The following is a 23,950-nucleotide window of genomic DNA, read 5'->3' on the forward strand; positions in this document are numbered from 1 at the left end:
GGTCGTAGACGACGCCGAAATACGGCGTGAACACGTCGCTGCGTTTTGCGGAGCTGATCCGCTCGCCGGTGAAGGCATCGTCGGAGTCGAGCTTCCAGAAACTGAGCCGTCCGCCCGCCATCACCTTCAGCGGATCGGCGATGCTGAAGCGCAGCGTGCCGTAGAAGCCGCCCTGCGTGGAGGTATCGACGTTGCCGTAGACGCTCGTCGGCGACGACATGTCGGGCGCGGGCACGACCACGTCATCCAGCGTCGCCGGCAACACATCGAAGTAGCTGCTCAGCAGGGTGAATTCGTTGCGCGCCGCGTTGTAGCCGACGACGACGTCATGCTCGCGACCGAACAGGCCGAAATCGCCGGTGGCCACGAGGTTGAAGCTTTGCGTGATCGACTTGCGATCCGAGTGCAGCGCATTCGGCGTGTTCCAGGGATCGACCAGCTCCAGCGTCTGCGGATCGACGTAGGAACCCAGGGTGGCATTCAGCACGTCGATCGTCGCTTCGGCATAACGATAGGCGCTGCGCACCCGCCAGCCATTGTCGAAGCGATGATCGACTTCGGGCATGACGCTCCATTCGGTCATCTCGCGATACGACCAGGGCTGGCCGGTGGAGAACGAGATGTCGTGATCGATCAGCGTACCGTCGCTGTAGTAGGCAGGATTCGAATTCCAGTTGTAGACGCCGGCCCACTTCGACTGCACGCGATCGACGGCGAGCGACAGCTTCGTGCCCTGCTCGAACTGCTTGTCGACGATGCCGTAGACCACGTTCTTGCGACGATCGTAACGATCCAGGAACGACTCGTTGTAGAGGCCCGCGGTGACGAAGCGGCCGCGCACGCTGCCATCGTCGCTCAGCGGTCCGGCGACGTCGCCTTCCGCGCGCCAGGTGTTCCAGTTGCCGCCGCTCAGCATCAGGCCCGCCCGCAGGTCATTCGTCGGACGCTTGCGGATCATGTTGACGGTCGCGGACGGTTCGCCGAGGCCGCTCATGATGCCGGCCGCGCCCTTGAGCACTTCGACGCGCTCGGCGATCACCGGGTCGATGCCCTGACTGATGGAACCGGAATACGTGAGGTTCGCCGGCGTGGTGATCATGCCGTCGACCTGCACGCCGGTGTCGAGCTGGAAGCCGCGCACGTAGATGATGCTGTCCTCCGACGCATCGCCGACCTTGCTGACGCCGGGCACGTGGTCGAGCAGCTGTTCCATGTCGACCAGACCTTTGTCCTCGATCATCTGTTCGGTGATGACCGTGACACTCTGCGGCGTTTCGCGCAGGGTCATGGTGATGCCGGTGGCGCTGTTCATGGATTGGGTCGTATAGCTGCCGGTCACGACGACTTCTTCCACGATGTCTGCATCGGTTGCAGCGATGCAGACGAAGGGGGTCAGGCCGGCCAGGGCCACGACCCAGGGTTTCCTGGTGTTCATTTCGGAGCGATTCCTGTTGTCAATCAATTACCTGCGCGAAGGGACGCGGATTGTAATTGATAATGACTCTCATTTCGATGTTCTGGACCTCGCCGTCCCCCGGACGAGGGAAAGACCGGAACGCCGGATGGAGGGAGGAACCTCCCGTTCGAAACCGCTGCGCTTCAGGCCAGGCCGGCCGCGATGTTGACGGCCATCGCCAGCAGCGTGGTGTTGAAGAAAAACGCAAACACCGCGTGCACCAGCATCAGCCGGCGCATGACGGTCGATGCGATCGCGACGTCGGAGGTCTACCCCGTCGCGCCGACCGTGAACGAGAAATACATGAAGTCGGCATAGCCCGGACGGAACTTCTCGCCGGGGAACTGCAGGCAGGGCGCGCTCGGGTCGGAGCGCGTCGAATAGTATTCGTGCGCATAGTGCAGGGCGAACGACGTGTGCACGAACAGCCACGGCTGGCAATCGCGCGCAGCCTGCTGCTTCGGTCAGAATAGATTCGCCGTTCGCTGTACGCGCATCCCACAATCTTCGCCCATGACCACGCCCGCATCGACGACGCCGCTGGAGTTCGCACTGTTCCGCATTCTCGGCAACAGTCTGCCGCCGCGGCACGGCGCGGACGAGATGCTGGCGCATCTGCGCTTCACGCTCGAACACGAACCCGAACTGCCGGGCTGTCGCAAACACTGGGTGCTCAACCGCATTGCCGATGCGGAAGTCGAAGCAACCTGCCTCGATCTCATCCGTCGCGCCGGACACGAATGCATCCGCCTGCCCTTCGAGATGCATCGCTACGCGCAGCACTTCAACGACCTCTCCGATCTGCCGCCCGGCGTCGAACGCATCGATCCGAACCACAGCGATGTTGCGTTCGACGCCTCGAGCTTCGCGATCGAATGGAAATACCGTCGCAAGAACCTGTATGCGATCGGCCTGAACGAAGCGCGCAACATCGCGCTCGACACCGGCCGCGCCATCGCGCGCTGGACGCTGCCGTGGGACGCGGCCTGCTTCATCACGCGCGATGCCTGGACACAGGTTCGCCAGCTTGCCGCGAGTGACGCGAACGCGCTGCACCTGGTCGTCCCGCTGCTGCGCATCCGCGAGAACACCGCATTGCTGCGCGCGGGTTCGGTTTCGGCCAGCCTGACTGAGCCGCAGCTCGGCTTTCGCGACGACAGCCAGGCGCGCTTCGACGAAAGCCTGCGCTACGGCAATCTCAACAAGGCGGCATTGCTGAAAAGTCTCGGCGTGCCCGGGCCGTGGCACGCGTGGCGCACCGCTTCGTGGGACGTGCAACCCGGCGCCGTCAGCCCGGAGCGGAATCGCTTCGTGCAAGGCGCGTGGGTCGCGCGTCTGGCCTCGACGACCGAGGAACGCATCGAAGGCAACGAACGGCTGCGCTGGCGGTCGCGCTTCGAAGGCGTCGAGCGACTGTGCCGGCAGCTCGATGCGCGCCTGGTCGCCGCACACAATCCGCCGGGACGACTGCTCTGTTACGACGACGCGATGCTCGCAGATGCAGTCGGTCACCCGCGCACAGCCTCGCTCATTGCGCAGGCCAGAGCCGCACTGCAGCGACCGTTGCCCAGCGTGCGCGACAAGACGGGCTGCGCCGCCAGCGGCGATCCCGCCGACTATCTGAGCATTGCGCCGTACTTCCATGTCGATGCAGCCGGCGTCGTGCAGCACCTCGATGGAGAGCGCAACGACGCAGCCACCCGCGACACCGTTGCAAGTCTCGCCAACGATCGCGCCGCGCTCGACCGACTGGTGTCCGATGCCTGCGTCACCGCCCTGGCCGGCACGATCGGCAACGATCGCACGCTGCTGGAACATGCCGCGCGCATGTTGCGGACGTGGTTCATCGCGCCCGATACACGCATGAATCCGCACATGCGGTTCGCGCAGGTCACGCCCCGGAACATGCAATCGGGCAACGTCTGGGGCATCGTCGACTTTCGCGGCTTCTGGCCGCTGCTGGATGCCATCACGCTCACGACGCGCGCCGGCCTGTTGAGCGATGCCGAACAACGGGCATTGAAGGGCTGGTTCGAGGTCTTCCTCGACGACGTCGATGCACGCAACATCGGACGCGAGCCGAACAACATCGCGGTCTGGAACGATCTCGTCGTCGCGGCGCTGGCGGCGTTCGTCGGCCGGCACGTCCGCGCGGCAGACGTGCTGTCCGATCTGCCGCTGCGCTTCGCGACGCAACTCGGCGCATTTGCGGTGCCGATCCACGAATTGCAGCGCACCCGTCCGCTGCACTACGGACTCTTTCTCGCCCAGGGCCTGATCAACAACGCGTGGCTCGGCTGCCGCCTCGGCATCGACCTGTGGGCCTGTACGGCCTCGCAGCACCGCAGCATCGCGATGCTGTTGCGCTTTCTGGCGTTGAACAGACGCATGCTGGCGGATCATGCGGACGACGCCGATGGCTTCGATCGACGACTTGCGGCCGCCTGCGCGCAGGTGCCGGCCGATGCGGTGCACGCCGAGGCTCTCGACGAAGTTCACGCACTACTCGGCGAATCCACAGACGCGGGTTGCGACGACATGAGCGACGGCATGGCTCCGTTCTTCGCTGCGTTTGGCGCTGTGACGCGAGGAAAGCAGTAGCGTCCGCTCGTGAACCGATGCCATCGGCAAATCCGATGGCACGCACCAATATTCTTCGCTTGCTGCACCTGCCGACGACTCCTACCTTGTCGTTGCAGTCCACGCATGCTTCGCACGCGATCTCGCGTGAGATCGGTCGGGACTGCGTGGAGGTTCAGCATGAGCACAGCAACGACGGCACGTCGACAGCAAGCAGCGATCTCGCCCTCTCTCCCGAACCGGCCTCTCACAGGCGTCATCCCGAACGACGCTCGCACCCGGCCAGCAGCGAATCGGGACGCCACTCAAGACGATGACGGATTCTCCGTCAACCCGCTGTGGATGATCACCGTCGCGTTTGCCATCCTGTTCGGTGCGCTTGCGATCGGCGCGATGAGCTGAGGGCATCCGCGCACGCAGCGCTCGCCGCCCGTCGCCGAATTGACAAGCGAAGGGAATTCGCGCGAAGTATCGGCACCTGCGATGGATACCGAGCTCGCACGAACTTTTCTCGTGGTGGTCGCGACCGGCAGCTTCGTGAATGCCGCGGAGCGGCTGCACGTCACGCAGTCGACGGTGAGCGCTCGAATCCAGCGACTGGAGAGCACGCTCGGCGCCGAACTCTTCGTCCGCAACAAGGCCGGCACGGCGTTGACCGCTGCCGGCCGGCAGTTCCAGCGTCACGCGAGCGCATTGACCCGCATCGTCGAACAGGCGCGCCAGGAAATCGGTACGGTCAGCAACTTCGGCCACACGCTCACCATCGGCGGCCGCATCGGACTGTGGGAAGACCTGCTGTTGCGCTGGCTGCCGGCCTACGCCCGGTCCGCACCGGACGTTTCGGTACGCGCGCTCATCGGCTTCGAAGAAGATCTCATGCAGGCGCTGATCGAGGGACGCGCACACATCGGCGTGATGTACGCGCCGCAGGCGCGGCCGGGACTGACGATCGAGACGCTGCTGGAAGATCGGCTGATCATGGTGTCAACGCAGCCGGAAGCGAGCGGCGAACCGGATCGCGACTATGTCTACGTCGACTGGGGCCCGGAATTCCTCGCACATCACAGCCTGGCGTTTCCGAACTTCGGCGGCAGCACGCTGAACGTGAACATCGGCTGGCTGGGGCTGCAGCACATCCTGGCGCATGGCGGCGCCGGATATTTCCCCGAGCGACTGATCCGGGAACACGAACTCGCCGGCCGCTTGCATCGCGTCGCCAGTGCGCCGGAGTTCCGCCTGCCTGCGTATCTGTGCTTTCCCGCAAAGGTGGACTCGCAACCGGTATCGCTCGCGCTCGATCTCATACGACGTGTTGCAGCAGAGGAAATCGGCGCAGCATGAGCGTGCCAGCCCGAACAGCAGACGCTACGCCGACAATCTTCCATCCATCATCATCTGAAAGTTCTCGACGTAGAACTTCCGGCGATCGCTCTCGCTCAGGTCGCCGAAGGTGCGCTCGAAACGCCCGATGGGATCATCCGTGCCTTCCGGATGCGGATAGTCGCTGGAGAACAGGAACAGATCGGCGCCGGCGTCGCGAATCATGCGACCGACGTCCTCTCCCGGGAAGGGCGTGAACCGCACGGCTCGCCGGATGTAGTCGGACGCCTTCATCGGCAGCGACGCCACCGACTCGTCCGTGCGCTTGAAGATCTTCTGGCTCATATCGAGCGTCCGCAGGTATTCCGGCACCCAGCCGGCACCGAGTTCGATCACGCCCGCGCGCAGCGCCGGGAACCGTTCGAACACGCCGTCGAACACCAGCGCGGTGAGGAACTGCTGCGGAGCGATCGACAGCACCATGAAATCGCGCACGCGCAGGTTCTCGCCCTGTTCCGCACCGGTGATGTCCTTCGGGCGCGGCTTGCCGTTGTTCTCGTACGCCGCGATCTTGATTGCGCTGTTCGGCCCGACGTGGAGCATGAAGGGCAGATTCAGCTCGCTCAACGTCCGCCATACCGCATCGAAATCGGGATGGCCCGGCGAGCGATCTTCGACCGGCATGGCAGGGATCCAGAACGCGCCGCAGCCCAGCCGGGCGCCTTCGCGCAGTTCTTCCACGCAGCGTTGCGGATCCGCGAGCGACAACTGACCGACGGCGATCAGTCGCGCGTCCCCGCCGCAGAACTCCGCCATGGCGCGATTGTGCGCGCGGATTCCGCCGTAGCGCACATCCATGTCCGCGTGCTGCAGATACTGGCTGCCGGAGAACGTGGAGAACACGAGCTGCCGGGCAAAACCCAGGTCATCCAGCGCACGGCTGCGTTCGCGCGGATCGAAGGCACCGTAGGCATTCCAGCCCTTCACGCCCTTCACGACGTCGCGCGGCGTTTCGCCGCTGCGCGCCCGCTGCTGCTGCCTGTCGACGGCGTCGTGAATGAAGTCGTAACTCTTGGTCCCCGACTTGGCCAGACTGAGTTCCGGCAACCGTTCGCGGATCGTCGGATCGGCGTGCCGCGCGATCCAGTCGACCGTTTCCATGATGTGACTGTCTGCATCGCAGCACAGGTGATGAGTCGCGTAGGTCATGATGCGATCCTGCATGAAGTGACGCACGGGGAGCGCAGGACGCTAGAACGCAGTGCCGATCCTGTCAATTGACATGGCAACGATCGGCATGCCGGAACGATGGAGAACTGTGAAGGACCGGGCGCCTGATGGACCCGCCTCGGGACGGTGTCAGAACGCCTTCTGTCTCAGCTTCTTCACCGCCGAATCGCGCGGCTTGCCCTGATCCGGCCAGCCGCCCGCCGGGCGCTTGCTGTCCAGCGCTTTCTTCATGGTGTCGGCCCAGCTCACTTTTGCGGGCGCAGTCGCTTTCTTGCGGGTCGATTTCTTTCTGGCTGCCGTCATGATGGTCCTCCTCGCGTGATCGGAAACTCGCGGCATCGCTGGCGAACGACGCGCCTCCTGGCTGAACAGCGCGCGGTCAGTGCTGTTGCTGGCTTCTCAGCGCCTGAATCTGCGCAAGCGGCAAACCTGAAACCGAGGCGATCTGCCCATCGTCGAGCAGGCCCTGGGCCAGCAGGTTGTTTGCCATCTCCAGCATGGCTTTCTCGATGCCTTTCTCGATGCCTTCCTGCATTCCCTTCTGCGCGGCTTTTTCCAGTGCGGTGGCGATGTAGCTGCTCATGGTGTCCTCCTCCTGCGGATAGCGTCGCTCGAACGCCTGGCGCTCATTGTTGTCCAGGGCGGTGTAGATGTCGACGAACTCAAGATACTTGATCTGCTTGTCGGGATTCTGCTCCAGGCTTCTCAAACCGCGGATGGCGCTGGCGTAGATGGCCAGCTTCAGCTCGGCGGGCCAACGCATGTTGGGCAGGTTCAGACGGGCAACCAGGTTCGGGCTTTCCAGATGCTGCTCCGCAGGCATCTCGGGCAGAACCGCCTGAATGTAGCGGAACTGCAGATAGCGGAAGTATTCGTTGCCCAACGCGAGCTGGTTGCCGCGGTTCCGGACGGACTTCAGGAAGATCACGACGGGCACCACGCGATCCGTTGCCAGCAGTTCGGCGATCTCCAGGCAGTAACGCGCCAGTTTGTGGGTGGAGAACTGGCGCGGATCGGTCTGCTGCTCGATTACGAACAGTAGCGCCTCGCGACGGCCGTCCGGCCATTCCAGCAGCAGGGGAATATCGAGTTCGTAGAACCGGTCGCTGAGCCGGTCCTTCAGCTGTTCCTGGCGGATGGGCGTGAAGCGGACCGCGTCATCCAGATGGGCTGCTTCTTCCGGCGCGAACAGCTGCAACGCCTGCAACGGGTAATCGAGGATCAGGTTCTTGAAGTTCTGATCGTGACTGGACATGCGGGCCTCCCTGCCTGCGATGCGATACTGTATTAATGTACAGTTCTCGCCACGGAGCATGCAAGAACCCGGGATGTGGCGAACCAGCGGCGCAGATGCCGCGGGGGAATCGCCTGTCGAACAGCGCAGCGCTTCTTCACCCGACGTAGAACATCGTCTTCGCCAGCAGCACGATCGCGATCATGTGACAGAAGACGCTGACGTGGATGATCAGCGAACGACGCGCGGTCATCCGGCCGCTGCGCATCCAGGTGATGGCGCGAATGAAGTGACCGAGCACGCTCAGCGCGAGCACGATCTTGATCGTCAGCAGCGTGCCCAGCACGCTGCCGCCCGGATGCGCCAGCACCGCGCGATATTGCCAGGCGAGTCCGAGCCCGGCGCCGTACAGCACCAGCAATACGAACGGCATCAGGCGACGCGCGCGCGCACCGACCGCACGCTCCACTTCGCGCATTGCCTCGGCGCTTGCGTGTTTGCGCGCGCCACGCAGGATCAGCACTTCGAAGAACACCGCGCCGACGAAGATCAGCGCGGCGAACAGATGCAGGACGACCAGGACGGGATAGCGCATGAGCAGTGTCGACGAGGGCTTCCGGCGGACACAGGATGCCGAAGCCGTATCGATGCGCCCCTGATCCAGGTCAGGCGGAAGGCGGAAACCCGGGGAGGCAACAACTACACATGTACGACCCGGCCCCCACCTGCCCTCCCCCGCAAGCGGAGGAGGGGCAAGAACAGAAGGCCAGGTGGCTGGAGCGGCGTCCGGTCGCAGACGACGACAGCGACCGGCGCATCCTGCGACGCTGCTATCCTCGCCGGATCATAAAGAACGGAGAGCGACGGCCATGCCCAACTATCGCAGGATGTTTTTCGACGATCCGAAAGCGTTCTTCGAGAGCTACTCGATCAACCTGCCCGGCAATCCCGAGGAAGCGGGCAAGATCGGGAAAATGGAACTGATGCAGAGCACGTTCAAACCCATCGAGGGCGCCAAGTCGCATCTCATGGGAACCTCGCACTCGAAGTCCTTTCACAAGTTCAAACAGGCGAAGTCTTCGGTGCACGTGAGCGCGCTCGCGCACAATGCGGCGTGGCAGGTCGATGAAGCGCAGAAGAAGGCGACGCTGATCGTGCGAACCTCGGCAGCCTCGACCAACAGGCTGTCGGACGACGACCGGGCCAGCATGCACTGGTTCCTCTGTCTGATGCTCCCGTGGATCCAGAACGGCGTGGCCACGATGCAGCTGCGCAAGGAATCGCGCGCCGACGCGTTTTTCACCGGGCAGATGAACGGCTGCTCCTTCGTGGTGACTGGCGATCCGCGTGAACCCTATGTCAGTCACATCAACTGCGATGACGCCGGCGAGTACGAAGACAAGTACCAGCAGGTCCTGAAGGACTCCGGCGTGAAGACGAAGAACGCGCTGCGTCTCGGGCGCGAGGACTACAAGCTGGACGCCGGCGGCATCTCGCGCGAGGAGACAGCGATCGAACAGCAGCTGGCGGCCCGGAACCGCAAGCTCACGGGCATCGTCTCGGACACCCTGTGCTTCGTCATGGGCCGGCGCGTCGAGGGCAAGTGGGAATTCTTCTATCAGCGGGTCATCACGCAGAGCTACCATCACAAGGCGCGCCTGGGCCGCGCGGGCGGACTGATCAAGTTCGTCGGCCGCGACAATCGCCAGATCGACAGCACGGCCGTCTATCGCGCCATCACGCCGTACACGCGGCTGTGGCCAGACGGCATGGGCCGCCTCACGACGTGAACGGGTTGTCCCGATGTCGCAGCGTTGAAAGCCCGGTAAGCTGCAGCCCGGCATGATGAAGAGATGAGGAGACAGCGATGAGCACGAACCAGTCCGCAACCGACAAGCAAGAATTACCGAAATGGATCGTCGACCACCTGCGTCGCTACGCAGAGTCTCCGGAGAAGGGCCATCTGTGGGATGGCACCGCCGTCGGCGGATATGCCGATACGCCGACGCTCCTGCTCACCACGACCGGCCGCAAGTCGGGCCGGCAACTGACCATGCCGCTCATTTACGGCAAGGACGGCGATCGCTACGTCATCGTTGCCTCGAAGGGCGGCGCACCGCAGCACCCGGCCTGGTACCTGAACCTGCACGACAACCCGCAGGTCGGCGTGCAGGTGATCGCAGACAGATTTCCCGCCGTCGCGCGCACCGCCACCGGCGAAGAACGCGAACGGCTGTGGAAAATGATGTCGGCCATCTATCCGCCCTACCCCAGCTACCAGCAACGGACCGATCGCGAGATTCCGGTGGTGGTGCTCGAGCGAAAGCGATGAAGTGACGTCCGTCAGCCGAACGTCAGCTTGCCCTTCATCACGGTCCAGTGACCCGGGAAGGAACAGAAGAAGGTGTAGTCGCCGCCCTTCTTCAGCTTCGAAGTCGGAAAGCGCACGCTCGTCGATTCACCGCCGCCGATGAGCTTCGTGCTGGCAATGACCCGGGCGTCGTCCTTGGGCAGGTAGCCTGCCGCTGCACCGGCAGCCGTGCCTGCAGTCGCGACCGGCTGGAATGCGGAGGTTTCCGTCAGCACCCAGTTGTGTCCCATGGCCGCCGCGGGCAGCTTGCCCGTGTGCTTGAGCGTCAGCTGGACCTCGGTGCAATCCGCGGCCAGCGCGATGCGATCGAGGTTGAACTTCATCGCGTCGTTGCCCTCGATGCTCACGTCGCAGGTCTTGGCGGATGCGACGCCGGCTCCGAGGCCGAGCGCCACCAACATCAGTCCGCCGAGCAGGGTCTTCGATGCAATCATCATGTCACCTCTGAAAGATAAGGAGAGCGCGGAAGCTAGCATTGTTGTGCGGTTGCAGGTATCCGCTGCTTCCCGCAAGCGACTAGGCACTGCCGCTGACATCCATCGACGCACCGCTCGCGGCGACACCGAAATCCCACCCGAGGAATCCCGGATGGATTCCGGCGCGACGGTCCGCACACTCGCCGCCTCATGCGCGTCGCCATTCTCCTGCCAGAAACGAATTGCTTTCCGGACCTCGAACAGCATGTGTTCGATTTCACGAATCGGCTCGGCCGCTACTGTGCATCGATCACGTCCTGTTCGATCGCCATCGAGCCTGCGCCGGCGCAGTCGTCGCGACAGCCGGACTTCGCCGTGAAACTGACATTGCAGGTCTTCGGCGAAACCCTGCAGCTGATGGCGCGAGCGCCGGCACAGGCATCGGATGACGCCCTGACCCGCGCGCTCGAGGAGATCTTCCACCAGGCGCTGGCGCGGCTCGAACCGATCTCGCAGAACCATTCCGGCTGCGGTTGCGGACTCGGCACCGAGATCTGCGCACCCTCGAACTGCAAGGGCAACTGATCCAGGTCAGGGCGCCGCCAGCGGCCGGACCGCACACTGGCGCCATGACGATCACTCAGTCCCCGCCGCCGGGGCAGGCAGACACCGCCGGCTTTGCAGCGGATTCCTCACGAACGCGCGGCTTCGCCCTGTTCGAGTATGGATTCCGTCCGTTCTTCCTGCTGGCCGGGCTCTATGCGCTCACTGCGGTTCCGCTGTGGCTGTGGGTGTATTCGCACGGCGTGGCTGTGCTGCCCGGCCTGCCACCGCACCTGTGGCACGGCCACGAGATGCTGTACGGATTCATCGTCGCAGCGATTGCAGGATTCCTGCTCACCGCGGTGCCGAGCTGGACCGGATCGCGCGGCTTCGGCGGCAGGCCGCTGATCCTGCTCGTCGCGGTGTGGCTTGCCGGGCGCGGTGCGATGGTCACCGCGGCCTGGCTGCCGACATGGCTGGTCGGCGTCGCCGAACTTGCATTTCTTCCCGCGCTCGCTGCCCTGCTCGCGCCGCCGCTCGTGCGAGGCGGCAACCGCAACACGCCCCTGCTCGCCGTCATCGGCGTGCTGTGGCTGGCCGACGTGGCGTTCATCGTCGCGATGCGCTCGACGGATGCACTGCTCGCGCAGCGCGCGCTGCGGCTCGCCATTGACGTCATCCTGATTCTCGTGACCGTCATCGGCGGCCGCATCGTTCCTGCCTTCACGGCGAATGCGCTGCGCCGGCGCGGCGAGACGATACAGATCGTCGTGCGTCCGTGGCTCGATCCGCTCGTCATCGCGATCATGGTGGCCATCGCCATCGTCGATGTCGGCTGGCCGGATTCGCACCTGGCTGGCGTGCTCGCAGCCATCGCCGCCGGTGCGCACGCGCTGCGATTGTCTGGATGGCGCGTGCGGCGAATCTGGCGCGAGCCGATCCTGTGGGTACTGCACGTGGGCTATGCCTGGATGCCGGTCGGTCTCGCCCTCAAGGCCGTGTGGGTGCTCACCGGCATGCCGTGGAGTGCGCAGTGGCTGCATGCCCTCACGCTCGGCACCTTCGGCACGATGATTCTCGCAGTGATGACGCGCGCCTCGCTCGGTCATACGGGACGGCCTCTCGTCGTCAGCCGCACGACCGCACTGTCGTACGTCGTCCTCACCGCGGCCGTTGCGGTGCGCGTGTGGGCGCCGGCCATCGCCGACTACTTCGATACCGTTCTCGTCGCGGGCGCGCTCTGGGCGATGGCATTCGCACTCTATCTCGCGGTGTATGCGCCGATCCTGTGGTGCGCGCGAGCCGACGGCAAACCGGGCTGACTGCCGGAAGGATGCACCTCCATGTTCACCGCATTCATGATCACGCTGCGCGAAGGCATCGAAGCCTTTCTGATCGTGGCCATCACCCTGACCTATCTGCGCAAGACCGGACGCGCATCGCTGAGCCCGGCCGTCCATGCCGGAGTCGTCGTGGCGCTCCTCGCCAGCTATCTCGCGTCGCTGTGGTTCGCACGCGCGGACAACCAGCCGTTGTGGGAAGGCGTGCTCGCGCTCGTGACGGCGATCCTCGTCGCGACCTTCACGGGGCAGGTGCTGCGCACGTCAAAGCACCTGCGACGCGACATCGAGAACCGCATCGAGGAAGCCGCGGTGCGCCCCGGGAACTGGGCGGCGCTCGGCATCTTCGCCTTCACCGTGCTGATGATCACGCGCGAAGGAATGGAAGCTGCACTGCTGCTTAGTTCGACGTACGTGCAAACGTCCATGCGGCCGTTCTTCTTCGGTGCGCTGCTCGGACTATTGGGCGCGGCGACGCTCGCCGTGCTGTGGGGCCGCTTCGGTCATCGCGTCGATCTCGGACGCTTCCTGCAGGTCACGGCCGTCTTCCTGCTGCTCTTCGTCGTGCAATTGCTGGTGTACAGCTTCCACGAACTGACCGAATCGGGACTGCTGCCGATCGACAACGGCTACTGGCATCTCACGACCGAGCCGTACGGTCCGGAAGGTCCCTATGGCCAGTGGCTGACCTATGCGCTGGTGCTGCTGCCGCTGGCGTGGCTCGCCTGGACGTCGCTGCGGTCTGCACAGGCGCAGCCCGAGCTGCGCGCGCCGAAGGAAACGCCGTAGAGACCCGTTGCGACCGCAATCGACAGGCCGACGCGGAATGCAGGCGATTCACGAAGTGACATGCACTCAGCGCCTGTACGACGCCAGTGCCGCATCGTCGAGTCCAACACGCGCGAGCAGCACTGCGTAGCGAGGATCCGTTCGCAAAACGGCCAGTCGCGGATCGTTGCGCAGAAAGATCAGGCAGTTCGAGCGCTTCTCGACGGCCTCGTTCAGCAGCGCGATCGCGCGCTCGCTGTCGTCGATGCTCAGATAGGCTGCCGCCGACTCGTAAGGACAGGTATAGGTACCGGCGCTGGCAGCCTTGGCGAGCAGCGGCAGCACCTTCTCCTTCTGCCCCGCATGACCGTACGCCTGGGCCAGCATGATCAGCGCAACGGGCGAACCATCCATCTGCGCACCGCGCTCCGCCAGCGCCACCGCCCGTTCCAGATCGCCGGCGATGTAGGCGCCAACACCCGCGCCCGAATAGAGCACGCCGATGTCCGGGTGCTGCCTGATTTTCTCCTCCACCCAGGCCCGGGCCGCCGCACTTTCCCCCACCATGAACAGCGCCCAGTTGCCCCAGTCCGCCATTTCCGCGTTGAGCGGATCGAGCCGGTTGGCGGCGGCCAGCGCGTGTTTCACTTTCTCTGCATCGCCCAGGCCGGAGTAGTAGAGCGCAAAACCGAGTTCGGTCTGCGCCAGCCTCGGGTCGCTGCGCTTCGCCTTGTTCAACGCGATCCAGGCATCTTTCCAGCGCCAAGCCATGACGTAGGTGAGACCGAGCGATGACCACACCTCGGCAGAGTCGGGACGCAGTTCCTGCGCTGCCGCGAGCGAATCGACCACGGCAGGCATCATGCTGGCCGGCGGCTCGAAGTACACGAACAACTGCCGGTAGGCATCGCTTCTGGCGATGTAGGCGTCGAAGAAATTCGGGTCCAGCGCGATGGCCTGATCGAACAGGCCGATCGCGCGCGGCAGGGATTCCTGATTGAGCAGTTCCAGCTCGTGCGTGCCGGCCACGTACAACTCGTACGCCTTGAGGTTGGTCGTGGGAAATTCCTTCAGGGCGCGCCGCTCCTCGGCGAGGATCGCCACCTTCAGCGAATCCGACACGGCGGCGGCGATCTGCGATTGCATGGCGAACAGATTCGTGTCGTCGGTGCGGCCTTCGTAGTCCTTGTCCCAGACCAGCCGTCCCTCTTTCAGATCCTCCAGTTCCGCGGTGATGCGCAGCGCATTGCCGCCGGAGATGCTCACAACGCCATCGAGAACGTACTGCACCTCCGGCAACTGGCTGCGGATGTGCCCGTGCGACTTGTCGTCCTTGAACGAGAATGCCGAAGGCGTCGGGACGACTCTCAGTCCGGAAATCTTGCGCAGGTTGCGGATCACTTCCCGCGTGACCTGATCGGCGAAGGGTTGCCATGTGTCAGACGCGTCGGCGGACACATCGAACGGCACGACGAGAACATAGGGCGCACCAGCATCCGCCGGCGCGTCGGCAGGCCCGAACCGGACCCACGCGAACAGCGCGACGGCGAGAAGCGCCACGACGGCGATGGCCAGCGGCATGCGCCATGCTCGCGCAGCCGGTTTGCCGGCTTGTTCCGCTGCCGGCGACGGCGGCAGCGCCTTGTTCGCCTGGGGACTCGCCACGTCATCGGCGATTTCGCTGACCGGCGCGATGAATTGATAGCCGCGGCCGCGGATCGTCTGGATCGTCTTCTGCAGCTCGCCGCTGTCACCGAGGATCTTGCGGGCGTTCTTGACGTGATTGCTCAGCGTCGTATCGGAAACCTCGCGTCCCTCCCAGACTTCCTGGAACAGCTCTTCCCGGGAAAGAACGCGGTCGCGATGCCGGATCAGGTAGACCAGCAGGTCGAAGACCTTGGGCTCCACCGCAATCGGCACCTCTCCCGTGCTGATCCGGTATCGGGCGGTGTCGATGACGTATTCGGCTACCCGGTACTTCATGCTGAGCCGATCTCTTGTTCACTCCTGCGGTCCGCGCCGCATCGGAACGATAGCAGGCTCGCCTGCTGCATCGTTATCGAAACACTATCGAAAGATCAGTCCGCCGAGCATGCCGGAGCGTGCGGCGCACGCGAATCTCATGAGTAAACAGAATCGGGATAAGCACGCTCGTGCTCGCGGCATGGGCGCGAGCATCACCCGCAGGGACGTCATCAACGGCGCGATGCACGCGACAAGGCCGGAGAGCCTCGGGGCGAGGCAGCGCGACTTACGCAGTCCGCGGGATGAACCATGCAAGACGTTGCATCGGAACTGGTCAACGCATCCAGCGCAAGACGGAACAGGCGACATCGATTTGTTGCGGTGGCAATGAGGAAGAATATTGTCAGCGCAAGCCAATCGAACGCGCCGCCTCCACCGCTGCTCCCTGTACCACCATTGCTTCCACCGCCGCTGCTTCCACCGCCGCTGCTTCCGCCACCACTGCCACCACCACTGCTGCCACCGCCGTCACCACCCGTAGCGGGAGGTGGCGGCGCGGAGCCCGGTCCCTGGCCCGACTTCGCAGTAACCGTGATCGCAACCGGAACGACGTTCGTCCAGCGTGATTCGTCGTCCCTGACCCGATACTCGAGCGAGTCCTGACCGCTGAAGCCTGTTGTCGGCGTATAGACAATCTCACCGCTGGCTGCATCGACGCTGACGCTGCCGAAACGGGGAGCCAGCACCACCTGGACAGAATCGCGAACCAGGTTGCCAGTGAACGGCACGTCATTGGCGAGAACATTCATGCGCGTCGCAGCCTCGAAGGGCACCTGAACCCGGTCGGCATTGGCATATGGACGTCCGGTTTCAATCACGTACAGCTCGGTACCTGAGTCGACATGACCGGCGGTAAAGAACATCCGGGATCCCACGGTCGTGTATTGCCGCGGCGAATCGTCTACGACCGTACCCGGGTCGATATCGGCAAACAGCAGGGTTCCTGCTGCGGTACCGTCAGAACGCCAGATCACTGGACCGCGTTCGGCATCGCGAACTGTGATGAACAGTCTGCCGTCGAGCCAGCCGAGCGAGACGGGATCACCCCCAAGGTCGACCTGAGCGGGCAGAAACTCCTTCGTGCCGTTCGGCGTGCCGTCGGAAACGAACACCTTCGGCTTACCGGCAACCGAGAAGATGAAGAACAATCGAGAACCATCGCCAACGGTATCGGACGCGAGCGATCTATCCAGAATCTTGCGTGTTCCAGCATCGGTTCCATCGCTGCCATACAGCGCGCAGGAGCTGCTGTCACAGCCGCTGAATATGAACGTGGTGCCTGACGCACGCAGCTGATACACCATCAAATCCTGCGTCGTCACGGGCTGAGTACCGCCACTCGTTCCATCCGTGCGCCAGAGCCCACTCTTCTCTGTAGCATCATCGTTGCCGGCGAAATAAAGGTAATCGCCGACGACAGCCCGGTCGCCGAGGGACGCTGTCACCTCGAGATCCGAGCGCAACTCGACCGTTCCCTGCGCGGTTCCATCCGTAGCCCAGAGCCGGCCGCGTTCGCCGTTCTGCATGCGGAAGATCACCTTGTCGGCGAGCGTTCCCATCATGAGGATGATCGAACTGTCCGGCCCTGCCGTCAGCTCGGCCAGCATCCGCGTGCCTGCCGCGGTACCGTCCGACCGCCAGAGCTCGGTGCCGTGTGTTCCGTCGTTCGCGGCGAAGTACGCGACACCATCCAGTACCGCCCCGTCCCCGTACGTGAACGGACTGCCATGCGCGGAACCGGGAGCGATGTCCGCAACTCGCACTGTTCCCGAGCCAGTCCCGTCGGAACGCCACAGCTCGCGCCCGGAAGATCCGTCATTGGCCTGGAAGAGCACGAAGTCGCCCAGTCGCAGGAATGGCCCGGGCATGGAGGTACTCGCACCGGGTGCGATATCGAACACTTCGTGAGTACCGGCGGACGTTCCATCCGTCGTCCACACCTCCGCACCGCTCACGCCATCATCAGCCACGAACAGCAAGCCACCCGCCGCGGGAGTCAGTGCATAAGGTTTTGAACTCGCAGTTCGAAGGGAACGATTCAGATCACCCAGACTGATCGTTCCCGCTGCCGAACCATCGGAAACCCACAGCTCCAGTCCCGTAACCCCATCATCCGCACGAAAGAACAAACGGCCACGCGCAACGGCCAGATCCCGCACGGATGAACTGCCCGGCCCCGGATGAATATCGGCGACCCGCTGTGTACCGGCGGATGTGCCGTCGGTGGTCCATAGTTCGCCGCCGGCGCTGTCGGAAAAGTGCCCGGCAGGGAAATAGAGCCTTGAGTTCAGCTTCACCAGTTCCGCGGCAATGGCTGGCTGGGGTAGTGCTGCATACTCGCGCGTCCCTGCAGCGGTGCCATCGGTACGCCAGATGCTTTGTGGCGAGCCGGGGCCGCCGGTGGACGCATAGAAATAGGCGGTATCGCCATCGACGACCGTCGCAGACGTGGTCGCCGCTGGCGTCAGGCTCTGCCCGCCCGGGCGCAACGGGTGGGTTCCGGCGCTCGTCCCGTCGGTCACCCACAGTTCTGAATAGGAATCGATTGCCATGCGAAACAGCAATTGGCGCCCGACTGTGAGAAACGGATATATCGCGACCGAAGGCATCGAGTCGACAAGCACCGTGATCGAGGAGCCTGCGGCGTCAACGTAGTAAAGGCGACAGACCAGAACGTAATCTGTGCGCGTCGCGTTATATACCGGCGTCAGCGCAGTGAAGACGACGCCGTCGCCAACCGGTGTGAAATAGGCCGGCTCCGACCCCAGGGTACGCGCAGGAACCGGAGGATTCCGCACCGTGTTGATATCGGCGACCATCGCAGCCCCGGTACCCGTGACGGACACACGCCACGGTTCGCTGCCATATGCCGGATTGGTGCCCATGAAAAAAAGAGAGTCGCCGACGACGGCGACGTCATACGAGTCAGACCCGTCAGAAGCTCCTGGAGCGACATCGAACACCAACGACGTACCGGCCGGCGTCCCATCGGTACTCCAGAGTTCGCGTCCATGCACGCCATCGTCAGCGGTGAAGAACAATCTCGGACCTGCCAAGACGAAACGCTCCGGGGCGGAACCGGCAGATCCCGGGCGGATGTCGGACAGCCGATATGTCCCGGCTCTGGTGCCGTCGGATCGCCACAGCTCTCCACCCGTCTGACCATCGTCAGCCTGAAAATAGAGAATATCGTTCATCGTGTGAATCGGCCGGCTGATGACGTACCAGCCGCCAAAGTCGGCAGCGCCAGGGCCGATATTCGCCACGATGAATGTGCCTGCCTTCGTTCCGTCAGAGCGCCAGAGTTCTCTGCCGTTCGTGCCATCGTCGGCCCAGAAATAGGCTACGTTGCCAATCGCCGTGAGTGATTCCACGCCCGACGACGCTGCACCGGGATTGATGTCTCGCACGAGCGTCGTACCGGCAGCCGTCCCATCCGACGCCCACAATTCGAGGCCGTGGATGCCATCGTCCAATGCAAATACGGCGACCGACCCGATGTCGAGAGGCGCACTGGAGGAATTGCTGGCAGTTATCGAAACCGTGTTGATGTCGCGGACCATCTCGGCCGCGCCAGCTGTTACACACAGCGGACCGGCAATCAGAGCGGCATACACAGAGAACCGTGCTTGAGACATGAGCGCTTTCCTTGGCACGCTCCTTCTGGCATCGGCGAACTGCAACCGATGATCCGGAGCCGTTATTAGAACGCAGATCGACTATAGCGTGAGAATGCAGCAAACCGACAGCATCCCTGCACTTGCGATCGTTCAGGGATTCTCGCAGCGGCTCGAGCAGTAGAATGCCGCATGCTCCGCTCGACCCAGATCCTGCTCTGGCGCCTCACCGCACTGCTTGCGCTCGGGCTCGGCATCATCGGCGTCGCCATTCCGGTTCTGCCGACGGTTCCTTTCCTCATTCTGGCAGCGTGGGCGGGCGGCAAGGGATGGCCGGTGCTGGAACAGCGACTGCTTGCTCATTCGACGTATGGTCCACACATCCGCGTGTGGCGTGAACGCGGCGTCATTCCGCGCAAGGCAAAAATGGCCTCGACATCGATGATGGCCGTCAGCGCGATCGGCCTGCAGTTCGCGCCGGCGCCGCTGTGGCTGCGAGTCGGCGCACCGCTGCTGATGCTGGTCGTGGCGCTGTGGCTGTGGCGCCAGCCCGAGATCTAGGCTTCGTCATCTATTCCCGGCCGCGATCTGCGGCGACAATCGCACAACCGGCGGCACGCCGATGATCGCAATCCCGGAATCGACACTGCTCCGCCAGTCGTTCGATGTCGGTGTAGGTCGAACGCAGTCCCTCGTCGATCGCGCCCACCTTGAGTTCGCGCATGCCGGGCGTATCGATCACCCAGGCCACCCGCGCCGGATGCGCAGATCCCAGGTCTTCGAGCGCGAGCTGTTGAGAAAAGAGCGCGGACCAGCCAAGTCCGGAAAGCGGATACTGAAAAGCCATTGGTGCATACCCCGGCCACATGAGCACAGGAGCGCCTTTCCCGCAGGCAGTTGCCCAGTCAGCGTTCTGCGGTCTCACCGTCGTTCCCTCCTCACGGTGATGCCTGCTGCCTGACCAATCCCGCTTTCTCGAGTTCGGATACCGTGGCTGCGCTGATCCCTTCGATCAGCTCGGTCAGCGTCTCCGGGTTGGTGGACTTGCTCTGGCCGGCCCAGACCAGCCTGTTCTGGTCGAGCGAGTACACGCGCGTTTCGAGATACACGACGGTCTTTTCGCTCACCGAGGCCTCGCGGGGCGAGGAGTACGACAACGCAAAGCCGGAACCGTAGTTGCTGCCCCAGAGGCTTGCACTGCCGCCCCCCTCGTAGGCGGGCGTTACGCGGACATCCCGGTCGATATAGATCGGTTGCAGCACGATCAGTCCCTTCACACCGGCGGCTTCCAGCGCCGTGCGAATCGCTGCTTCGTTGCCGGGAGCCGCTCCGGGCAGCAGCGAGTGCATGGTTCGTCCCTCCGCGCCGTAGGCGGCGATCTGCTGCGCCAGCCTGTTCTCTGCGAGGCGGCGCTGGTCATCGTCTTTGACAATGACGGCGGCCACGACCTTCTGGCCCTTGAATCCCAACGGCGTCGCTTCGGGTGATTTCCAGGTGCTCGTATACGCCGGCGCCGATGCACAGCCCGACAGCAGGGCCATGCAGAGAAGGAGCAGCAGAGTCAGGAGCGGAAAATTTCGCATGCATGAATCCCCGAAATGACTTGTACGCATCAGCCTCGCCACCGATCCGGAAACCGGGCATCGATTCGGCATCAAAGCGGATGACCCTGAAAGTGCGGTGCGCGCATCTGCTGCAGAGGAATGGAATTTCTGTTCACGCTGGCGAACTCGATGAGATCCGGCGTGCCGTGCGGCAGCCACACGCAACGTTCGAACTGCCATTCCTTCGTCATTTCCTTGGCGTAGCGCTGCAGCTGATCGCTGCTCACGACCTCTCTCTTGTTCAGCTGCGGACTCTGCGGTGCGATGTTGAGCGTCTCGCCCAGTATCCGCTTCATTTTCGGCTGCCAGTCCAGCGACCCGACCTCGAACCATTCGTGGTACCACGGATCGCACACCACGGCATTGTGCCCCCATTTCGGTGGAAAGGTCAGCGACCCCTTGGTGATCGCCGGCACGGTCACGTCCATTCCGATCACCACGAATTCATGATTGCCGCCCTTGATCTGCATGATCGCAAGACCCGGCGCCGACTTCGTCACCAGGTACTTGAATGCGACCATGGACTGCTCGCCGCAGTTGCCGAGGCCGGTTTTCTCGATTTCGCACGCCATCATCAACGTATGCATGACGGGATCGGCATGCTTGATCGTATGGAACAGCTTCTCCTTCTGCACATCGCGCGCCTTCTGTATCTCGGCCTTCTTCTCGTCCTTCGCCTTGCCAAGCAACTCGTCTCGTTGCGCGGTCAACGCCTTCTGGTTCGCGACCCACGGCGAGTCGATCAGCTTTCTGCTTTGCGCTTCCAGCCAGTTCGCAGGCCCGGGTTCGGGCCCCTGCAGCGGCTGCGGGAAGGGTTGATTCGCCCTGGCCCTGTCGGCCAGCACCCGGTGGATGAGCGACTCGTCGCGATTGAAGGCACCGGGGCCCTGACTCATGATCGTTTCGACGTGCTTGACGGCGTACTGCGCCAGGATGAGGTTCTGGGTCAGGTTGGGTGGCTGCATGGTCGTTCTCTCCGATGGCTGAACAGTCTCATGCAAGCACTCCCTTGCCGACACTGGTCGTGTGTACTGGATCGCCGCCACGGCGGCGGCGGGCCGTAGGATGCTGCGATTCCGGATCGCGCAAGAATCAGTACAAATCCGCAGATGCGGGCGCCGCGCAGGAAACCACGCGACCTCCATCACGTTTCGTACCGCCTTCCGGGCCGCACCTGTGCGGATGAAGAGAAATCCCGTTAGTCTCCCGCGTCGTGACAGGGATGGCCTGATTCCGTCTGCTGCGGGCGCTTCCATACAATGCAGCGGCGTTCCCGGGGGGGAGGCAGTTTCGGGGAACGCTGACAAGCACTGCGCTCGCGCCGGACGCCATCGGCGGTCGCTGAATCAATAACCAGAACGTGAGCCGATGCGCCTGCGACACGCCGGTCCGTCGCTGCACAGGCGGGAAACGAGATCATGATCAGCATTGCCCTGCCGAGGCTCGGCACAGCCCTCGCATCCGTGCGTTCGCTCGATCAGCCCGTACGCAGGCTGGGCCCCTACTCGTGCGTCGGCGGCTTTGCGCTGCTCGCTGTCATCGCGCTCACGTTGTCGCGCGGCGCGCTCATCGCCTGGCAGTGGCAGCGTGTCGATGCGACCGATGATCTGTGGCTGCTGCTGCTGCAGGGTCTGCGCAACGATCTCATGACCATCGCACTCTGCGCCGCCCCTGCCGTGCTGGCGCTGCCGCTGTTTCTGGCGCTCGGGCGCGTGCAGCTGTGGGTGCGCATAGCCAGCGTATGGCTGGGCGTCTGCCTGGTCACGGTCTTCTTTCTCGAACTCGCGACACCGCAGTTCCTGATCGAATACGACAGCCGGCCGAACCGGCTTTTCGTCGAGTACCTGGTGTATCCGCGCGAAGTGTCCGCGATGCTGTGGAACGGCTACCGCGGCCTGCTGCTGTGCACGGCCATCGCCAGCGCAGCAGTGATCTGGGGGTCGTTCCGCTACTTCAGGAAATATCCCGCCAGCCTCACTCCCTGGCACACGCGCACCATCCTGCTGGTATGGCCGCTCGCGGTGCTCCTGCTGTTCGTGCTGATCCGCTCCAGCTTCCAGCACCGGCCCGCCAACATCGCCTCGTTCGCCTTGTGCGACGACGCGATGGTCAACAGCCTGGTGGTCAACTCGACGTACTCCGTGCTGTCGGCGCTCTATGGCCTGAAGAACGAAACCCGGTCGAGCGAAATGTACGGTTCGCTGCCGTTCGCAGACATGGTGCAGCAGGTTCGCGAAGGAATGGCGTTGCCTTCGACCAGCTTCACTTCCGACAAGTACCCGACGCTGCATCGGCAGTTCGCCAGCGTGCGACGCGATGCGCCGCTCAATCTCGTGATCGTGCTCGAAGAAAGCCTCGGCGCCGGCTTCGTGCAGCAGCTCGGCGGCCGGCCGATCACGCCCAACCTCGATCGCATGGCGTCGCAGGGCATCTGGTTCGACCAGCTCTATGCCACCGGGACGCGTTCGGTGCGCGGCATCGAAGCCATCGTCGCGGGCTTTCCGCCGACGCCGGCGCTGAGCGTGGTGAAGCTGTCGAAGTCGCAGCAGGGCTTCGAGACGCTGGCGAGCGTTCTGCGACGCGCCGGCTACCGCAACGAGTTCGTCTACGGCGGCGAATCGCATTTCGACAACATGCGCGGGTTCTTTCTCGGCAACGGCTTCCACACGGTGGTGGATCGCCAGAATTTCAAGTCGCCGCAGTTCGTCGGCAGCTGGGGCGTATCCGACGAAGACCTGTTCGCCATGGCCGACCAGCGCATCCGCGCGCTGGATGCCGGCGCCCATCCCTTCTTCATGCTGGTGTTCACGTCCAGCAATCACTCGCCGTTCGAGTTCCCGGACGGACGGATCGAACTCGTGGACGCGGAGAAACAGACGGTGAACAACGCCGTCCGCTACGCCGATCATGCGCTCGGCAGGTTCATCGACCGCGCCCGCGGCAGCGACTACTGGCGCAACACGCTCTTTCTCGTCGTCGCCGACCATGACACGCGCGTGTACGGCGATGAACTGGTGCCCGTCAGCAAGTTCCACATCCCCGGCGTGATCCTGGGAGCGGACACGCAGCCGCTGCGCGTCCGCTCCCTCGTCAGCCAGATCGATCTCGCTCCCACGCTGCTGTCGCTGCTCGGCATCGACAGCCATCATCCCTTTCCCGGACGCGACCTCACCCGCACTCTTCCCGAGTTCGGCAACTCACCGGCGCCGGTACGACCGCGCGCCATGATGCAGTTCGACCGCAACTATGCGTGGATGGAGGACAACCAGGTCACGGTGCTGCTGCCCGATGGCGGTTCGCGCGAATTCCTCTACGACCGGGCCGCCCGTACGCTGGAACCGGCGCCGACGGCGAATGCGGGAGCGGCCCGGCGGGCGCTGGCCAACGTGCTGATGCCCGCCTGGTTGTATCGCGAACGCCGTTATCAGTCCGTCGAGTGAACGCGC

The 23,950-nt window shown here is 63.8% G+C and carries 21 protein-coding genes and 2 pseudogenes; 10 read left to right on the top strand and 13 right to left on the bottom strand.

The genetic code is table 11. The annotated features are described in order from the left end of the window. Together V7D81_RS08395 and V7D81_RS08400 are read right to left on the bottom strand one after the other, a co-directional pair. The coding region (locus V7D81_RS08395) for a TonB-dependent siderophore receptor (protein WP_324315704.1) at positions 1-1,435 on the bottom strand (1,435 nt) is incomplete at its 3' end. Between the two features lie 164 nt (positions 1,436-1,599). Continuing rightward, positions 1,600-1,878: pseudogene (locus V7D81_RS08400) on the bottom strand (DUF1345 domain-containing protein). Positions 1,879-1,969: 91 nt separating this feature from the next. Between V7D81_RS08400 and V7D81_RS08405 the strand changes: the two are divergent. From V7D81_RS08405 to V7D81_RS08415, 3 genes are all read left to right on the top strand, one after another. Continuing rightward, complete coding sequence (locus V7D81_RS08405; protein ID WP_324315705.1) at positions 1,970-4,057, top strand: alginate lyase family protein; 2,088 nt, start codon at positions 1,970-1,972, stop codon at positions 4,055-4,057. A gap of 159 nt (positions 4,058-4,216) precedes the next feature. Next, the gene (locus tag V7D81_RS08410) at positions 4,217-4,438 is read left to right on the top strand and encodes a hypothetical protein (protein ID WP_324315706.1); all 222 of its coding nucleotides are present in this window, start codon (positions 4,217-4,219) and stop codon (positions 4,436-4,438) included. Between the two features lie 81 nt (positions 4,439-4,519). Further along, positions 4,520-5,377, top strand: coding sequence for a LysR family transcriptional regulator (locus tag V7D81_RS08415; RefSeq protein ID WP_324315707.1), 858 nt, complete (start codon positions 4,520-4,522; stop codon positions 5,375-5,377). 24 nt (positions 5,378-5,401) lie between these two features. Here the strand turns inward: V7D81_RS08415 and V7D81_RS08420 are convergent, their stop codons facing one another. From V7D81_RS08420 to V7D81_RS08435, 4 genes are all read right to left on the bottom strand, one after another. Then, positions 5,402-6,565 carry an amidohydrolase family protein gene (locus V7D81_RS08420; protein ID WP_324315708.1) on the bottom strand — a complete coding sequence of 388 codons (1,164 nt, stop codon included), beginning with the start codon at positions 6,563-6,565 and terminating at the stop codon, positions 5,402-5,404. Positions 6,566-6,715: 150 nt separating this feature from the next. Then, positions 6,716-6,889: a hypothetical protein gene (locus V7D81_RS08425; RefSeq protein WP_324315709.1), complete on the bottom strand. Its 174-nt coding sequence runs from the start codon at positions 6,887-6,889 to the stop codon at positions 6,716-6,718. A 76-nt stretch (positions 6,890-6,965) separates the two neighbouring features. Next, a complete protein-coding gene (locus V7D81_RS08430) occupies positions 6,966-7,793 on the bottom strand; it encodes a hypothetical protein (protein WP_324315710.1) in 828 nt (275 codons plus the stop codon). Positions 7,794-7,977: 184 nt separating this feature from the next. Further along, on the bottom strand, positions 7,978-8,415 hold the full coding sequence (locus tag V7D81_RS08435) for a CopD family copper resistance protein (RefSeq protein ID WP_324315711.1): 438 nt from the start codon (positions 8,413-8,415) through the stop codon (positions 7,978-7,980). 274 nt (positions 8,416-8,689) lie between these two features. On the opposite strand from V7D81_RS08435, the gene V7D81_RS08440 reads away from it, so the two are divergent. After that, a complete protein-coding gene (locus tag V7D81_RS08440) occupies positions 8,690-9,610 on the top strand; it encodes a hypothetical protein (RefSeq protein WP_324315712.1) in 921 nt (306 codons plus the stop codon). 77 nt (positions 9,611-9,687) lie between these two features. Then, on the top strand, positions 9,688-10,152 hold the full coding sequence (locus V7D81_RS08445) for a nitroreductase family deazaflavin-dependent oxidoreductase (protein WP_324315713.1): 465 nt from the start codon (positions 9,688-9,690) through the stop codon (positions 10,150-10,152). A gap of 11 nt (positions 10,153-10,163) precedes the next feature. Here the strand turns inward: V7D81_RS08445 and azu are convergent, their stop codons facing one another. Further along, the gene (azu, locus tag V7D81_RS08450) at positions 10,164-10,628 is read right to left on the bottom strand and encodes an azurin (protein WP_349257634.1); all 465 of its coding nucleotides are present in this window, start codon (positions 10,626-10,628) and stop codon (positions 10,164-10,166) included. 189 nt (positions 10,629-10,817) lie between these two features. Here azu and V7D81_RS08455 point away from each other — a divergent pair, with 189 nt between their 5' ends. From V7D81_RS08455 to V7D81_RS08465, 3 genes are read left to right on the top strand one after another with little or no spacing between them, the layout of a single operon-like run. Continuing rightward, complete coding sequence (locus V7D81_RS08455; RefSeq protein ID WP_324315715.1) at positions 10,818-11,192, top strand: hypothetical protein; 375 nt, start codon at positions 10,818-10,820, stop codon at positions 11,190-11,192. 44 nt (positions 11,193-11,236) lie between these two features. Next, on the top strand, positions 11,237-12,472 hold the full coding sequence (locus tag V7D81_RS08460; protein WP_324315716.1) for an NnrS family protein: 1,236 nt from the start codon (positions 11,237-11,239) through the stop codon (positions 12,470-12,472). Between the two features lie 21 nt (positions 12,473-12,493). Next, positions 12,494-13,279 (top strand): FTR1 family protein, encoded by a 786-nt coding sequence (locus V7D81_RS08465; protein ID WP_324315717.1) that lies wholly within the window; start codon positions 12,494-12,496, stop codon positions 13,277-13,279. Here the strand turns inward: V7D81_RS08465 and V7D81_RS23215 are convergent. The 3 genes and pseudogenes from V7D81_RS23215 to V7D81_RS08475 all read right to left on the bottom strand — a co-directional run. After that, positions 13,252-13,341, bottom strand: a pseudogene (locus V7D81_RS23215) (AzlC family ABC transporter permease); the annotation flags it as partial. The gene V7D81_RS08465 and the pseudogene V7D81_RS23215 overlap by 28 nt on opposite strands. Positions 13,342-13,345: 4 nt before the next feature. Then, positions 13,346-15,241, bottom strand: a complete 1,896-nt coding sequence (locus V7D81_RS08470) for a winged helix-turn-helix domain-containing protein (RefSeq protein WP_324315718.1) — start codon at positions 15,239-15,241, stop codon at positions 13,346-13,348. 212 nt (positions 15,242-15,453) lie between these two features. Further along, positions 15,454-18,966 (bottom strand): ELWxxDGT repeat protein, encoded by a 3,513-nt coding sequence (locus tag V7D81_RS08475; RefSeq protein WP_324315720.1) that lies wholly within the window; start codon positions 18,964-18,966, stop codon positions 15,454-15,456. Positions 18,967-19,092: 126 nt separating this feature from the next. Here V7D81_RS08475 and V7D81_RS08480 point away from each other — a divergent pair, with 126 nt between their 5' ends. Next, positions 19,093-19,461, top strand: a complete 369-nt coding sequence (locus tag V7D81_RS08480) for a YbaN family protein (RefSeq protein WP_324315721.1) — start codon at positions 19,093-19,095, stop codon at positions 19,459-19,461. A 10-nt stretch (positions 19,462-19,471) separates the two neighbouring features. Here V7D81_RS08480 and V7D81_RS08485 read toward each other — a convergent pair whose 3' ends face one another. The 3 genes from V7D81_RS08485 to V7D81_RS08495 all read right to left on the bottom strand — a co-directional run bounded on the left by V7D81_RS08485 (position 19,472) and on the right by V7D81_RS08495 (position 21,469). Then, entirely contained in the window at positions 19,472-19,747 is a 276-nt protein-coding gene (locus tag V7D81_RS08485) for a hypothetical protein (RefSeq protein ID WP_324315723.1), read from the bottom strand. Between the two features lie 91 nt (positions 19,748-19,838). Further along, positions 19,839-20,441 (bottom strand): hypothetical protein, encoded by a 603-nt coding sequence (locus V7D81_RS08490; RefSeq protein WP_324315725.1) that lies wholly within the window; start codon positions 20,439-20,441, stop codon positions 19,839-19,841. A 113-nt stretch (positions 20,442-20,554) separates the two neighbouring features. Then, complete coding sequence (locus V7D81_RS08495) at positions 20,555-21,469, bottom strand: hypothetical protein (protein ID WP_324315726.1); 915 nt, start codon at positions 21,467-21,469, stop codon at positions 20,555-20,557. A 453-nt stretch (positions 21,470-21,922) separates the two neighbouring features. Here V7D81_RS08495 and V7D81_RS08500 point away from each other — a divergent pair, with 453 nt between their 5' ends. Further along, entirely contained in the window at positions 21,923-23,944 is a 2,022-nt protein-coding gene (locus tag V7D81_RS08500; RefSeq protein WP_324315727.1) for an LTA synthase family protein, read from the top strand. Positions 23,945-23,950 lie beyond the last annotated feature (6 nt).

Origin of the sequence: Povalibacter sp., from assembly GCF_036735925.1 — a bacterium.
Lineage (GTDB): Bacteria > Pseudomonadota > Gammaproteobacteria > Steroidobacterales > Steroidobacteraceae > Steroidobacter.

What these genes read in the sequence shown, in the direction of transcription:
- V7D81_RS08405 (WP_324315705.1), top strand. Translation starts at nt 1,970, where the DNA reads ATGACCACGCCCGCATCGACGACGCCGCTGGAGTTCGCACTGTTCCGC.
- V7D81_RS08410 (WP_324315706.1), top strand. Translation starts at nt 4,217, where the DNA reads ATGAGCACAGCAACGACGGCACGTCGACAGCAAGCAGCGATCTCGCCC.
- V7D81_RS08415 (WP_324315707.1), top strand. Translation starts at nt 4,520, where the DNA reads ATGGATACCGAGCTCGCACGAACTTTTCTCGTGGTGGTCGCGACCGGC.
- V7D81_RS08420 (WP_324315708.1), bottom strand. Translation starts at nt 6,565, where the DNA reads ATGACCTACGCGACTCATCACCTGTGCTGCGATGCAGACAGTCACATC.
- V7D81_RS08425 (WP_324315709.1), bottom strand. Translation starts at nt 6,889, where the DNA reads ATGACGGCAGCCAGAAAGAAATCGACCCGCAAGAAAGCGACTGCGCCC.
- V7D81_RS08435 (WP_324315711.1), bottom strand. Translation starts at nt 8,415, where the DNA reads ATGCGCTATCCCGTCCTGGTCGTCCTGCATCTGTTCGCCGCGCTGATC.
- V7D81_RS08440 (WP_324315712.1), top strand. Translation starts at nt 8,690, where the DNA reads ATGCCCAACTATCGCAGGATGTTTTTCGACGATCCGAAAGCGTTCTTC.
- V7D81_RS08445 (WP_324315713.1), top strand. Translation starts at nt 9,688, where the DNA reads ATGAGCACGAACCAGTCCGCAACCGACAAGCAAGAATTACCGAAATGG.
- azu (WP_349257634.1), bottom strand. Translation starts at nt 10,628, where the DNA reads ATGATGATTGCATCGAAGACCCTGCTCGGCGGACTGATGTTGGTGGCG.
- V7D81_RS08455 (WP_324315715.1), top strand. Translation starts at nt 10,818, where the DNA reads ATGCGCGTCGCCATTCTCCTGCCAGAAACGAATTGCTTTCCGGACCTC.
- V7D81_RS08460 (WP_324315716.1), top strand. Translation starts at nt 11,237, where the DNA reads ATGACGATCACTCAGTCCCCGCCGCCGGGGCAGGCAGACACCGCCGGC.
- V7D81_RS08465 (WP_324315717.1), top strand. Translation starts at nt 12,494, where the DNA reads ATGTTCACCGCATTCATGATCACGCTGCGCGAAGGCATCGAAGCCTTT.
- V7D81_RS08470 (WP_324315718.1), bottom strand. Translation starts at nt 15,241, where the DNA reads ATGAAGTACCGGGTAGCCGAATACGTCATCGACACCGCCCGATACCGG.
- V7D81_RS08480 (WP_324315721.1), top strand. Translation starts at nt 19,093, where the DNA reads ATGCTCCGCTCGACCCAGATCCTGCTCTGGCGCCTCACCGCACTGCTT.
- V7D81_RS08485 (WP_324315723.1), bottom strand. Translation starts at nt 19,747, where the DNA reads ATGGCTTTTCAGTATCCGCTTTCCGGACTTGGCTGGTCCGCGCTCTTT.
- V7D81_RS08490 (WP_324315725.1), bottom strand. Translation starts at nt 20,441, where the DNA reads ATGGCCCTGCTGTCGGGCTGTGCATCGGCGCCGGCGTATACGAGCACC.
- V7D81_RS08495 (WP_324315726.1), bottom strand. Translation starts at nt 21,469, where the DNA reads ATGCAGCCACCCAACCTGACCCAGAACCTCATCCTGGCGCAGTACGCC.
- V7D81_RS08500 (WP_324315727.1), top strand. Translation starts at nt 21,923, where the DNA reads ATGATCAGCATTGCCCTGCCGAGGCTCGGCACAGCCCTCGCATCCGTG.